The 12,368-nt window shown below is 64.0% G+C and carries 14 protein-coding genes; 2 read left to right on the forward strand and 12 right to left on the reverse strand.

What is annotated here, in order from left to right; all coding sequences use genetic code 11:
- The 4 genes from B384_RS18865 to rimP form a co-directional block, all read right to left on the reverse strand.
- Nucleotides 1–486, reverse strand: a 486-nt coding sequence (locus B384_RS18865) for a translation initiation factor IF-2 N-terminal domain-containing protein (protein WP_192813093.1), incomplete at its 3' end; no start/stop codon positions are given.
- 152 nt (nt 487–638) lie between these two features.
- A complete protein-coding gene (locus B384_RS20225) occupies nt 639–890 on the reverse strand; it encodes a YlxR family protein (protein WP_237715314.1) in 252 nt (83 codons plus the stop codon).
- 147 nt (nt 891–1,037) lie between these two features.
- Nucleotides 1,038–2,009, reverse strand: coding sequence for a transcription termination factor NusA (nusA, locus tag B384_RS0112670; RefSeq protein WP_019483472.1), 972 nt, complete (start codon nt 2,007–2,009; stop codon nt 1,038–1,040).
- Nucleotides 2,010–2,663 (reverse strand): ribosome maturation factor RimP, encoded by a 654-nt coding sequence (gene rimP / locus B384_RS0112675; RefSeq protein WP_019483473.1) that lies wholly within the window; start codon nt 2,661–2,663, stop codon nt 2,010–2,012.
- 105 nt (nt 2,664–2,768) lie between these two features.
- On the opposite strand from rimP, the gene B384_RS0112680 reads away from it, so the two are divergent.
- Both B384_RS0112680 and B384_RS0112685 read left to right on the forward strand, forming a co-directional pair.
- Nucleotides 2,769–3,929: a DUF4439 domain-containing protein gene (locus tag B384_RS0112680; protein ID WP_026041170.1), complete on the forward strand. Its 1,161-nt coding sequence runs from the start codon at nt 2,769–2,771 to the stop codon at nt 3,927–3,929.
- Nucleotides 3,930–4,005: 76 nt separating this feature from the next.
- Nucleotides 4,006–5,052 (forward strand): aminoglycoside phosphotransferase family protein, encoded by a 1,047-nt coding sequence (locus B384_RS0112685; RefSeq protein ID WP_019483474.1) that lies wholly within the window; start codon nt 4,006–4,008, stop codon nt 5,050–5,052.
- Nucleotides 5,053–5,070: 18 nt separating this feature from the next.
- Here the strand turns inward: B384_RS0112685 and B384_RS0112690 are convergent, their stop codons facing one another.
- The 8 genes from B384_RS0112690 to B384_RS0112725 form a co-directional block, all read right to left on the reverse strand.
- Entirely contained in the window at nt 5,071–5,874 is an 804-nt protein-coding gene (locus B384_RS0112690) for a sulfite exporter TauE/SafE family protein (protein WP_019483475.1), read from the reverse strand.
- Nucleotides 5,875–5,883: 9 nt separating this feature from the next.
- Nucleotides 5,884–7,683, reverse strand: a complete 1,800-nt coding sequence (locus B384_RS0112695; protein ID WP_019483476.1) for a proline--tRNA ligase — start codon at nt 7,681–7,683, stop codon at nt 5,884–5,886.
- 106 nt (nt 7,684–7,789) lie between these two features.
- Nucleotides 7,790–8,587: a hypothetical protein gene (locus tag B384_RS0112700; protein WP_019483477.1), complete on the reverse strand. Its 798-nt coding sequence runs from the start codon at nt 8,585–8,587 to the stop codon at nt 7,790–7,792.
- Nucleotides 8,584–9,420 carry a GNAT family N-acetyltransferase gene (locus tag B384_RS0112705; protein ID WP_019483478.1) on the reverse strand — a complete coding sequence of 279 codons (837 nt, stop codon included), beginning with the start codon at nt 9,418–9,420 and terminating at the stop codon, nt 8,584–8,586. Before B384_RS0112705 ends, B384_RS0112700 begins: the two co-directional genes overlap by 4 nt.
- 55 nt (nt 9,421–9,475) lie before the next feature.
- Nucleotides 9,476–10,642 (reverse strand): flavodoxin-dependent (E)-4-hydroxy-3-methylbut-2-enyl-diphosphate synthase, encoded by a 1,167-nt coding sequence (ispG, locus tag B384_RS0112710; RefSeq protein ID WP_026041171.1) that lies wholly within the window; start codon nt 10,640–10,642, stop codon nt 9,476–9,478.
- 45 nt (nt 10,643–10,687) lie between these two features.
- Nucleotides 10,688–10,978, reverse strand: coding sequence for a YciI family protein (locus tag B384_RS0112715; protein ID WP_019483480.1), 291 nt, complete (start codon nt 10,976–10,978; stop codon nt 10,688–10,690).
- A 19-nt stretch (nt 10,979–10,997) separates the two neighbouring features.
- On the reverse strand, nt 10,998–11,540 hold the full coding sequence (locus tag B384_RS0112720) for a hypothetical protein (RefSeq protein ID WP_019483481.1): 543 nt from the start codon (nt 11,538–11,540) through the stop codon (nt 10,998–11,000).
- Nucleotides 11,541–11,682: 142 nt separating this feature from the next.
- Nucleotides 11,683–12,282, reverse strand: a complete 600-nt coding sequence (locus B384_RS0112725; protein WP_019483482.1) for a MarR family transcriptional regulator — start codon at nt 12,280–12,282, stop codon at nt 11,683–11,685.
- Between the last annotated feature and the right edge of the window lie 86 nt (nt 12,283–12,368).

The following is a 12,368-nucleotide window of genomic DNA, read 5'->3' on the forward strand; positions in this document are numbered from 1 at the left end:
TGGCTTCGGTGCCGGGCGAGCGCCCGGCTTGGCTGCCGACGATTCTTCCTTGGCCGCTGGCTGGGCTGCTGGTTCCGCTGCCGGAGCCTGCGGTGCCGCTGGTGCCGTAGCCGCTGGCTCGGGAGCCGCTGCTGGGGTCTCCTGGCGATCCTTCGCCGGTGCCTTCGGCCCTGGAGTGGCCGATGTTGCTGCCTTCGGTGTGGCAGCCTTCGGTGCGGCGGGGGTGGAGGACGCCGGGGTTGCTGCGGGTGCCGAAGCTGCCTTTTCGGGCGCTGGGTCGGCCGCAGACTTGGCTGGTGCCGGTGCGGCTGGAGCTGCTGCCGGTGCCGCTGCTGGGAAAGCGCCGCGAAGTTTCTTCACGACGGGCGCCTCAATCGTTGATGAGGCGGAACGGACGAATTCGCCCAGCTCCTGCAGTTTGGCTACTGCATCTTTTGAAGTAATTCCGAGCTCTTTGGCGAGCTCGTGTACGCGGACCTTAGCCACATTTCTCCTGTCTCGGTCCGCACCGAGTCAGGCACGAACCGTCTAATTCCTACTGCAGACCACAGTTGCCGGGGCAACCGAAAAGCCATTTGCAAAGCTCAACAGATTTTTCATCGTTGGGCACTCATCGCTGGGTACTCATCGGGAATCCATCAGTTTTCTGACCCGCTTTCAGGGAGGACGGTTTGTTTAGGGTGGCTTCCTAGTGAAGCTTCCTTGAGTGCGTGAAGTCGATCCTCAACGTCGCGAGTTTCAACCTGGCCCCGGAAGGCACGGTTGAACGCACCGCGTTTGAGGGCCTGCTCCATGCACGCCGGCTGGGGGTGCAACCACGCACCTCTACCGGAGAGTCGGCGGCGATCGTCAATCACAACGGCATTGGAGCCGTCCAGATTTCCTTTCACCAACCGCAGCAAAACAGCCTGGTCATCACGCTTCCGGCAACCTACGCACGTTCTAATGGCGGTTTGTTGGGATGGCAATGACCTAAGCCTCTTCCATTCTAGCGCTTTTCAGCTGGCAAGGCCGCATCTGCGGCACTACCGGGTTGTTCAGGCCTTGGCGGCGTCGGACACGATGTCGATCCGCCACCCGGTCAGCTTGGCTGCCAGCCGTGCATTCTGCCCCTCTTTGCCGATGGCCAGGGAGAGCTGATAGTCGGGAACAACAACGCGTGCCGACCTGGTGCTCTCATCTGTGATCGTCACCGACGACACCCTGGACGGGGAGAGGGAACTGGCAATGAAGGTGGCCGGATCGTCGCTGTAGTCAACGATGTCGATCTTCTCATCATTGAGTTCGTTCATGACTGCCCGCACGCGTGAGCCCATCTCGCCGATGCATGCCCCCTTGGCGTTGACCCCAGGCACCTGAGCCTTCACAGCAATCTTTGTGCGGTGTCCTGCTTCGCGGGCCAGCGCCACAATCTCGACCGTGTGGTCGGCGATCTCCGGCACTTCCAGTTCGAACAACTTGCGGACGAGCCCCGGGTGCGAGCGTGACAGGGTAATCGAGGGGCCCTTCATACCGCGGTGAACGTCGACGACGAAGGCTCGCAGCCGCGAACCGTGCAGATATTTCTCGCCTGGCACCTGTTCCGGCGGCGGCAGCAACGCCTCGACCGATCCGAGGTTGACCTGGATCATGTGGGGGTTGGTGCCCTGCTGGATCATGCCGGCAACCAGCTCGCCCTCCTTGCCGCGGAATTCACCAAGGATGTTGTCGTCCTCGGCGTCCCGGAGCCGCTGCAGGATGATCTGGCGGGCGGTGCTCGCAGCGATCCTGCCGAAACCGGTGGGCGTGTCGTCGAACTCGCCGACGGCGGCGCCGTCGTCGTCGGTCTCAGTTGCCCAGATGGTGACGTGGCCGCTCTTGCGATCCAGTTCCGCCCGCGCAGTATCCTGCGATCCGGGGGTCTTGTGATAGGCCACCAGGAGGGCCTGCTCGATGGTCGGAATCAGGAGCTCAAGCGGAATTTCCCGTTCTCGTTCCAGCAGCCTTAGCGCACTCATATCAATATCCATTTAGGCCTCCGAAGCTGTATTTTTGGTGGGGCGGGCATCGTGCTGGATGCCTTCGTCCCCGGTGTCGTCAAGATGCGTGTCGTCAAGATGCGTGAACTCGACCTGGACGGTGCCCTTACGGATCTCGGTGAACAAGAGCGTCAGGGGGTCGCCGGTTTTGGGCTTCATCCCCTTTTTCACTGGTATCTTTGGGGTCAACCGGATGCCGTCGTCGTCAACTTCCAGCAGCCGGCCGGTCACGTCGTCGCCCTTGAGCCGGCGGACCGTGACCATGCGTCCCTTGTTGCGCCGCCAGTGCCGGGGCTGCGAGAGGGGGCGGGAGACTCCCGGGGAAGACACCTCGAGGCTGTACGGACGCCCATGGTCGTGTGGGTCGGCGTCCATCGCGAGTGAGACGTCGTGGGCCACATCCGAGATCAGGTCCAGGTTGACTGACCCAGTCTGATTCTCCGGCAGGTCTACCACCACGTTGACGATACGGTCCGATCCCGCGGATTTGATCTCTACGGCCTCCAGAAAGAGCCCGTGCCCCTCGACCGTAGGCAGCAGCAGCGCTGTGAGCCTCACCGATTCCGCCTCGACGTCCGCGTCAGGAGCTTGTTGCTGCAGCGTGCTTGCCGCAGGCGGACTGTCATTGCCCGGCCGAACCGCCATTACTGCCTCCCACTCGATGATGTTGTAGCTCTAGGGTACCGACTTTCCGGCGCGTACGGTGTATCAGCCGGAGAACGGCCGGGGATCATGACATCATCAAGAGTTGTGAAGGATTCTGCTGACACCCGGCGTTCCGGCTTCCGCGGCACCCTGCGTACTCTCGCACGGCGAACCCTACGGACGGTCGCGCTTCTTCTCGCCTTCACTCTGGTGGTTGCACTGGGATTGAACCTGGATGGTCCCCCCGCTGATGGTCCGCCACCGCTGTCCTTCACTGAAGAAGCGCAATTGGGTGCAGAATCCCGGGCAGCGGACCTGGCTGCTGCTGCGACAGCGCTTTCGGTCGCTGGTTCTTCGGGCGGTGCCGCTTCAGACGGAGCCTCTTCAGGCGGAGCCTCTTCAGGCGGTGCCGAATCCGAACTGAGCGGCACCTATGCCGAAACGGCTGGCATCCTTCAGGAGCAAGCCGATGCCCTCTGGCACCCGGTACTTTCGGACCCGCCCGTCACCTCCGCGCCCACCGCCGCAGGTTTGTCGGAACCCACCGTCGCAGCCGAGTCAACGGCAGCTCCCACCCCGACACCCACACCGGCCGGTTTCGTGGCAGACCTGTTCAGCTCCGCACAGCAGAACCTCAACGCTGCTGTGACGGCCGAACCAGGGATCGCACGGCTACTCGCGTCGGTTGGCGCCAGTCAACGACGCCAGGCGTTAGCTCTCGCCGACCTGCAGGGCCTGAAATCGCCGCCACCGGGACCGTTGCCGAGCGTCGCCGCTGGGCCGTCGCCCACCTGCCCTGCCCCGATACCCCGAAACGGGACTGCGGGCGGCTCCACCCCGCGCGCTGGAACTAGCCCCGAAGATCATCCGGAGGCTGATCTGCTTGGCGAGGCGGTTGCCGCCGAACACCGGTCCGCCTATGCGTACGAGGTCGCTGCGGCCCGTGGGGCTGAGCCGTCGACCCTGGTCGAGTTCGCGGCCGAGCACGCCAGCGCTGCCGGCGCCGGCGAGACCCTGCTGCGGACCATCACCTGCCCTCAACCCGGCCCCCAGGCGCCGGCATTTGCCCTCGACGCGGCGTTCTTCGACGACCCTGAGGCCACGCTCGCCGCCCTGAACACTGAGCTCATGACCATGTACGTCGACATGGTGGGTTTGACCGACGGCCCCGCCCGGCGCTGGGCCGTCCAACGATTCAGCGATCTTGCCCACCATCAACACCTGGCCACCGACGCTGTTGAAGCGTTTCCCGGCATTCGCAACTGACCTGCCAAGGGCAGCCCGCTCAACCAGCCTTGGGCAATGCCGCACCGGGCCACACCTGAAGCCTAGACTTGGCCTCGTGGAACTCCCTGGAATTGAACTCCCGGCGGCCTTGGTTCGCAACGCCTCACGGCTGCCCGGCGGGCGCGCCTGGCTGAGCCGGTGGCAGGACCTGGTTCACAGCGCGCTGGCTGAATGGGAGCTGACCCTCGATCTACCCGGCGGGAGACGCCCCTGGTTCGGCAGCGCCGCCGTCGTGCTGCCCGTGCACCGGGCTGACGGTAGCCGGGCGGTCCTGAAGGTCACAGTCCCCCACGATGAAGCACTCCCCGAGCCCGACGCTCTGAGGCTTTGGGCTGGCTGCGGGGCCGTCAAACTGCTGGAAGCCAGCCGGGAGGACTACGTTCTGTTGCTGGAGCGACTCGACGGGGACCAATCTCTCGCAGGGGTGCCGCTGGCAGAGACAGCCGGGATCTGGGGTGGCCTGGTGAAGGATTTGGCGTTGGCTCCGGGTAGCGGTGAGCTCTGGCAGGACATTCCATCGGTGGCCGCCCAAGCGGAAATGTGGACGGACACTCTCCCGGCAGACTGGGACCGGCTGGGCCGTCCGTTTGAACGCTGGCTTCTTGAGTGTGCCCTGGAGGTCTGCCAGGTGCGCGGAGCTGTTGGACGACGCTCTGAGCGGGACGTACTGCTGCACTCCGACCTCCACTACCTCAATATCCGGGCCCGCCCTTTCCCCGCCGGCGCGATCGTTCCGGTCGGTGCGGTCGGTCCGGCGGATGCCCCTGCGCCTGCTCCCAGCTACGTGGCCATCGATCCGAAGCCGGTTGTCGGGGACGCGGAGTTCGCCGTCGCACCGATGCTATGGAACCGGATTGGAGACCTGTTTCCGGGTGATCCTGCGGGCCATCTGCGGGAGCGGTGCTCCGATCTGGCTTTCGCCGCTGATCTTGACCCGCTGTTGGCGAGGGACTGGTCGGTGGTCCGTGAGGTGCAAAACGCACTTTCGGCCGTGGAGTCGGGGAACCGTGACGACGCGCAGCGTTCCCTCTGGGTGGCAAGTACGCTGCTGCGTCGGACCCTGCCCGAGCTGCCGTCGCCAGCGGACCTGGTCAGCCCCTAGCCCGCACCCGGACTGGAGCTACAGTGCCGGTCGGATGTTCTCGACCCAGACGTCGTAACCGAGTTTGGCGATCAGCGCCGCGACCACCACGAGGAAGACGATCCTGATGAATTTGCTGCCCTGGGTGATGGCCATCCTCGATCCGAGATAGCCGCCGGCCATGTTGGCCAGGCCGAGTACCAGCCCGAGACCCCAGAGCAGCGACCCGTTGGGCAGGAAAAACATCAGCGCACCAAAGTTGGTGGCCAGGTTCACGATCTTGGATTTGGCGCTGGCGTCCAGGAAGCTGTAGCCGAGCAGGGTGACCATCGCGATGATCAGGAATGATCCGGTACCGGGGCCGATCAGCCCGTCATAGAAGCCAATGACCAGACCGATCGCCGCGGCTGTTCCATAGTGTCGCCCGCCGGTGTGGCGCAGCTTTGTCAGGGTGCCGACGGTTGGACGGAACGCGGTGAACACCGCGACGGCGATGAGAGCGACGACGATGATGGGCTTGAAGACCGACGATGGCAGCGACGTCGCGATGATCGCGCCACCGAACCCACCGACCAGGGCGATTCCTGCCATCGGTAACGCAGTCCTGAGATCGGGTCTGGCCCGTCGATAGTAGGTGATTGCGCTGGTGGTGGTGCCGAAAAGCGAACCCATCTTGTTGGTGGCCAACGCCTGCACCGGGGTAATCCCGGGTACTAAAAGGAGGGCGGGGAGTTGCAGCAGCCCCCCACCGCCGACCACCGCGTCGACCCAGCCCGCAGCGAACCCTGCAACCACCACCAGCAGGATCGTCGCGAGCTGGATCTCCTCCAGCCCGGAATTCAAGCTGTCCTGCTAGGCGCTGACGAGGCGGCGAAGGTATTCCACTACCTCAGCCACTGCTACGTTCTCTGCCTCGCCACTGCGGCGGTCCTTGACCTCCACCACTCCATCCGCCAGACCGCGCCCGACGACGACGATGGTCGGTACGCCGATCAGCTCGGCATCACCGAACTTTACCCCCGGGGACACCTTGGGGCGGTCGTCGTACATGACGTCAAGACCGGCGGCCGTCAGGTCTTCGGCGAGCTGATTGGCTGCTGCGAAGATTTCCTCGCCCTTGCCCGTAGCGACCAGGTGGATATCGGCCGGGGCTACGTTTCGAGGCCAGATGATGCCCTTGTCATCCCGGTTGGATTCGGCAAGCGCCGCAATCGCACGGGTCACCCCCACCCCATAGGAGCCCATGGTCACGGTGGCAAGTTTGCCGTTCTGGTCCAGGACCTTCAGTCCTAGCGCTTCAGCGTATTTGCGGCCGAGCTGGAAGATGTGGCCCATTTCGATGCCGCGGGCGGCCTTCAGCGGTCCGGAGCCGTCGGGCGCTTCGTCGCCGTCGCGAACCTCGACTGACTCGATGACCCCATCCCACGCGAAATCGCGGGACGCGACCAGGCCGAACACATGTTTGCCGAAGACGTTGGCACCGGTGATCCAGGACGTGCCTGAGACCACCCGTGGATCCACCAGATAGGGGATCCCGGTGAGCCCGTACGCGCCGAGTACCGGAGCATCAAGGCTCAGGCCCGGCCCGATGTAACCCTTGACCAGGCCCGGGTGTTTCCGCAGGTCCTCATCGGAGGCCGGCTCCACCATCACATCGCCACCGACCTCGAGGTGCGGCGCGAGATTCGCTTCGACGCGCTTCAGATCGACGGTGCGATCACCGGGCAGCCCGATAATAACCAGACGGCGTTCACCGGTGGGCAGGACTGCTGCCAATACGACGTTCTTGAGGGTGTCAGCAGCCGTCCAGGGGCCGGCGTCCCGCGCCAGGACCTCGTTCGCGTGGCTGACCAGCGTGTCGATGGTTGGGGTGCCGGGTGTGTCCCTGATTTCTGCCGGGGCCGCGTCGGAGAAATCGATGTCCTCGGGCACGACGGTGGTGACGGCCTCAACGTTCGCGGTGTAACCGCCTTCGGATGCGACGAACGTGTCCTCGCCGATTTCGGAGGGGTGCAGGAACTCTTCGCTTTTGGATCCACCCATCGCACCGGCAGTCGCGGCCACGGGGACCACGGTCAGCCCGAGCCGCTCGAAAATCCGCAGGTAGGCGCTGCGGTGCAGCTGGTAGCTGCGCTCCAGGCCGGCGTCGTCGATGTCGAAGGAGTAGGAGTCCTTCATGATGAATTCGCGTCCCCGCAGCAGGCCGGCGCGCGGCCGCGCCTCGTCCCGGTACTTGGACTGGATCTGGAACAGGCTCACCGGCAGGTCCTTGTACGAGTTGTACAGGTCCTTGACCAGCAGCGTGAACATCTCTTCATGGGTTGGGGCCAGGAGATAATCCGCGCCCTTGCGGTCCTGCAACCGGAAGATGCCGTCGCCGTACTCGGTCCAACGGTTGGTTGCCTCGTAGGGCTCTTTGGGGAGCAGCGCAGGGAAATGCACTTCCTGGGCGCCGATGGCTGCCATTTCCTCACGGATAATGGTCTCCACCTTGCCGAGCACCCTCAGGCCGAGCGGCAACCAGCTATAGATTCCGGGGGCAGCCCTGCGGATGTAGCCCGCACGCACGAGGAGCCGGTGACTGGCTACCTCGGCGTCGGAGGGGTCCTCGCGCAAGGTGCGCAGGAAAAGGGTTGAGAGTCGAAGGACCACGCGTTTAAATCCGTTTCTTCAGCACTGGCTGCCAAGGCAGCTTAATCAGATACCAATCTATCCGTTTCGGGCAGCGCCCGGTGACACGCACCCTCGCCGCGGGCGATTACAGGGATCGCAGTGCGGTTATTGTCGCGTCGACGAGACTTTCGCCGCGGGCCAGATCCTGCGCAACGTCACCCGAACTGCCGATCGTCACGTTGATGGTGGTGGTTCCGATCAAGGCGGTCAGTGACACGGTCTCCTGAATTGTCCCGGGAACCTGCACCACGGTCCTGACCGCGAAGGTTTCATCGGCATTGGTGCTGGCCGTCAGCTCCGTCACCGCCACTGAGACCTCCTCTCCCCTGATCTCCATGTCGAACGCCGAACACTCGGCGAGCTGGGTCCGGTTGGCCTCGATTTGATCCTGGATTGATTCGTCCGATTTCTGGCTGGTCAGGCTGACCGAATCCGGTTGCAGGGAAGAGGCCCCGGCAAAGGTCATCACGCCGAGGGTGGCACTCAGGGCCTGCCCGGCGAGGTTCGGATCGGCGAACACGTCGCATTCCTCCGGGGTCACGGTCAGGTCGCTTGTCCCATCGTCGGCCCCGTTGACGAGCTCCCGAATGGCCGAATCGTCAAGGATAACCCCGGCAAGGGATTCCTGCTCATCGACCGCTTCCAGTGCCATCTCTAGCTCGGTTGCCGTGTACTCGTTGTCCTGGCCGGGCGTCGGGTCGCTGCCCGGGTCAGCGCCGACCGGCGGGTCTGCGTCTTCAGTCGGCTCTGCTGGGGTTGGTGCGGCGGGCAGGGTGGCAGGGGCGGGCAGCTCATCTGTTCCCTCATCCGCGGTGCAGCCGGTGCCGATGATCAGGACGGCGCAGGATAGAACAGTCAGCCAACGCCGGCCTGCGGTGCTCACAGGAGGACCGTTGCGAAGGTCCCCACTTCGCGGAACCCAACCGTCTGATAGGCGGCCAGGGCCCGGGTGTTGAATGAGTTGACGTACAGGCTCACCACCGGGGCGCGTTGCTGTGCTGCGAGGACGACGGCAGCAAGGTAGCTGGCGCTGAGGCCCTGTCCGCGGTACGCCGGGTTCATCCAGACACCCTGAATCTGGACGGTGGTGCTTGAGACAGTACCCAGTTCGGCTTTGAAGATTACCTGGCCGTCGTCGTCGAAATCGGCGAGCGACGCCTGCCGTCTGACCAGTGACGCCACCCGACGCCGGTAGTGTTCTCCCCCGCCAGTGAACGGCGAATATCCCACTTCTTCTTCGAACATGGCGGCACACGCCGGAACTATGACGTCCAGCTCGTCATCCCGGGTGAATCTGAGACCCGCGGCGGGTTCCACCTTGGGTGTCCCAGTGATCGCCAGCAACGGCTGGGAGGGGCGCACATCAAATGGCTCGGGGCTGTACTCGCGCAGCGTGGACCAGATGGCCAGGACGGCTTCGGCTGGCCCGAAAATGGAGGAGAACTTCCGCCCCGACTTGCCCAGGTGGGTGCCTAACGCTGCGCCATCGGCCTCGGAAACCCCGATGGGTACCAGGTTGACGCCCGCCCAACACGCTGCAACCAGGTCGCCATTCCGGAAAACGCCGATCACCTCGCCCCCGGCGTAGGACGGCGAGAGGCCGCGGGAGGCTTCCAGGTGCGAGGCGATGAACACGTTGGCGGTGGGATCACGGTCGACCAGGCGCCCGAGTGCTTCGTTGTGTTCCTTGTCGAGCGTCACGAACCCGTCGGGCACAACCGCATCAGGTGTCCCGACCCGTCCGGAAGTGTCGAGCTGCCCGGAGTGTGACCTAACTGACGGTAACCATGGGGCCACCCTGGCCAGCAGTCTCGCCATCGGCTTCCCCCATCTCCTCAGCTATTCTCATTGCTTCTTCAATGAGTGTCTCAACAATCTGGTCTTCGGGAACAGTCTTGATGACTTGTCCCTTAACGAAGATCTGGCCTTTTCCGTTGCCGGAGGCGACGCCGAGATCGGCTTCACGCGCTTCGCCTGGGCCGTTCACGACGCAACCCATCACTGCCACGCGCAGCGGGATTTCCATTCCCTCAAGGCCCGCCGTCACCTGCTCAGCGAGGGTGTACACGTCCACCTGGGCGCGGCCGCAGGAAGGGCAGGACACAATTTCCAGCTTGCGGGGGCGCAGGTTCAGCGACTGCAGAATCTGGTTTCCGACCTTGATTTCCTCGACCGGAGGGGCCGACAGGGACACGCGGATGGTGTCGCCGATGCCCTTGGACAGCAGCGCTCCGAAGGCCGTGGCTGATTTGATGGTGCCCTGGAAGGCGGGGCCTGCCTCGGTGACGCCGAGGTGGAGGGGCCAGTCGCCGCGTTCGGCAAGCAGCTCGTAGGCGCGGACCATGATCACCGGGTCGTTGTGCTTGACGGAGATCTTGAAGTCGTGGAAGTCGTGTTCCTCGAAGAGGGACGCTTCCCAGACCGCGGATTCCACCAGCGCCTCGGGTGTTGCCTTGCCGTACTTTGCCATCAGACGAGGATCGAGCGAGCCGGCGTTGACGCCAATGCGGATCGAGGTGCCGGCGTCCTTGGCCGCGGCGGCAATCTCTTTGATCTGGTCGTCGAACTTGCGGATATTGCCGGGGTTGACCCGAACCGCCGCGCAGCCGGCGTCGATCGCTGCGAAGACGTACTTCGGCTGGAAGTGAATGTCAGCGATGACGGGGATCTGCGACTTCCTGGCGATAATCGGCAGTGCTGCGGCGTCGTCGGCCGATGGGCATGCAACACGCACAATGTCGCACCCGGTGGCAGTCAGTTCAGCGATCTGCTGCAGCGTCGCGTTGATATCAGTGGTCGGGGTGGTGGTCATGGACTGGATGCTGATAGGCGAATCCGATCCCACCCCCACTGAACCCACTTTAATCTGCCGGGTTTTCCGGCGGGGGGCAAGGACGGGCGGTGGTGCGGCTGGCATTCCTAAACTGACCGAGGTCAAAGGATCCTCCATGTGTAGTTCATCGGTACAACAAATTTCGTGGGCTCAGGCATACTGCGAGAACTGGCCGATGCCGGGCTTCCACTCGGTGGCCTTGACTGCGGCGATGGCGCCCTCGAGCGCGAACGGATCCTGGCGGAGGAGGTCGTTGAGCGACTGCTCGTCGTCAGCGGTGAAGATCAGAAGGGCTCCTGCTCCGTCGGTGAAGGCGCCGGCGGAGAGCACCCGCCCGTCGCTCACCAGGCTATTGAGCCAGTCGCGGTGAGCCGGTCGGTGCTCGTCGCGTAGGTCGGAGCTATCAGGACCGTATACATATTCCACTGCGAAAACACTCATAGAACCACCTTATACGTGATTACAACAGGTACGCCGCCGCGAAGGCAGCAACCCCGGCGGCCCATAACAGCGATGTCAGGGTCCCGATGATGAAACGCTCGGCAACCGCAGGGGTTTCTTTCAACTCTGCGTACCTGCCGAGACCTTTGATGGCCACCACATACGCGATCGCCACCGGCTCGTTGGCGAGGATGGCCCCCGCAACACCAAGACGTTCGAGAATGCCGATGACGAGCCCGCCACGAAGAACACCCGGTCGAGGTGCCGGCAGGCCCCCCGGTGTCGCTGGTGCCGGTCTTGCTGGTGCCGGTGTTGCCGGCGCCGGTGTCACTGGGTCGTTTTCCGGCGGGTCGGGAATCACAATTCCCGGGGTCTTTTCAACCACGACAGGCGCTGCAGGCCCCTGCTGATCTACCGTTTCCTGGCGCTCAGCCGTTTCCTCGCCACCCGGCGCCTTCTCGTGTTCGTCGACTGAGCGAGCGAGCTTCAGCACGCCTACGGTTACCGGCCAGCCAACGCCGGCTGCCACCAGCAGGGTCAGTATCACCCACAGCACTTCCATGTCGGCCCTCGTCTTCCTGTCGTTACACCGGGACTCTACAGTCCGCGTCCGACATTCCACTTCCGGAGCCAAATTCCGAAGCTACTCCCGGAGCTACTTCCGGAGCCTCTTCGGGGCTATGCCTGACGTTCCACGTCCGGAGCTATTTCCGGAGAGCAGCATCAGCCCGGCGCAGGAGCACGGCGGCTGCGGGTCGGGCTGCCCATTCCTCCACCCATGCCGAGCGGGCCACGGCTTTACTGACGGCCTGGGACGTGATGCCGAGGTGCCGCGCTGCGACGGTTTGGGTCCCCCACTTGCCTGGTTCCAGGAGGTCCAGGATGCGCCACTCGGCTGCGGTCCGTTTCATGACGTGTAGCCCAATCAGCATCAGGACTCCTTCGGCTTCGGCAGTCCCGGAACCACCCTCCACCGCAACAGTGGCACGATCCCCTGCCTTCTTGGCCCGTTCGACCGCCGCGCGCGCAGCGATAAACGCGGCGCCCCTCCCCTCCCGCGCGGTGGCTGGTAGCGGCAGTTCGACGTCGCCTACCCCGATCCCCACATACCAGTTGCCGGCCCGCAGGCAGAGCAGCGTGGCGTCGACCACTGCCTCTGGAGAGTTGAGAACACCCTGTGCTTCATCACCCACGGAGCGTTCGAAGGGTACGACGGATGGGACCTGGCGCAACAGGTCGAGCAGGCCGGGGACGCCGTCGTCGGCCTGTGAGCTCCCCTTCTGATCGATTGTCATCACAAACATGGTTCAACCTTATGCGGGTGTAAATCAAATAACAACCTATTTAGAGCTCAAATTGATTTACAACCACTTTGGCCCGGCGTTGCCCG

The sequence above is a fragment of the Arthrobacter sp. TB 23 genome (assembly GCF_000294595.1).
Lineage (GTDB): Bacteria > Actinomycetota > Actinomycetes > Actinomycetales > Micrococcaceae > Arthrobacter_D.

What these genes read in the sequence shown, in the direction of transcription:
- nusA (WP_019483472.1), bottom strand. Translation starts at nt 2,009, where the DNA reads ATGGATATTGATATGAGTGCGCTAAGGCTGCTGGAACGAGAACGGGAA.
- rimP (WP_019483473.1), bottom strand. Translation starts at nt 2,663, where the DNA reads ATGGCGGTTCGGCCGGGCAATGACAGTCCGCCTGCGGCAAGCACGCTG.
- B384_RS0112715 (WP_019483480.1), bottom strand. Translation starts at nt 10,978, where the DNA reads ATGAGTGTTTTCGCAGTGGAATATGTATACGGTCCTGATAGCTCCGAC.
- B384_RS0112720 (WP_019483481.1), bottom strand. Translation starts at nt 11,540, where the DNA reads ATGGAAGTGCTGTGGGTGATACTGACCCTGCTGGTGGCAGCCGGCGTT.
- B384_RS0112725 (WP_019483482.1), bottom strand. Translation starts at nt 12,282, where the DNA reads ATGTTTGTGATGACAATCGATCAGAAGGGGAGCTCACAGGCCGACGAC.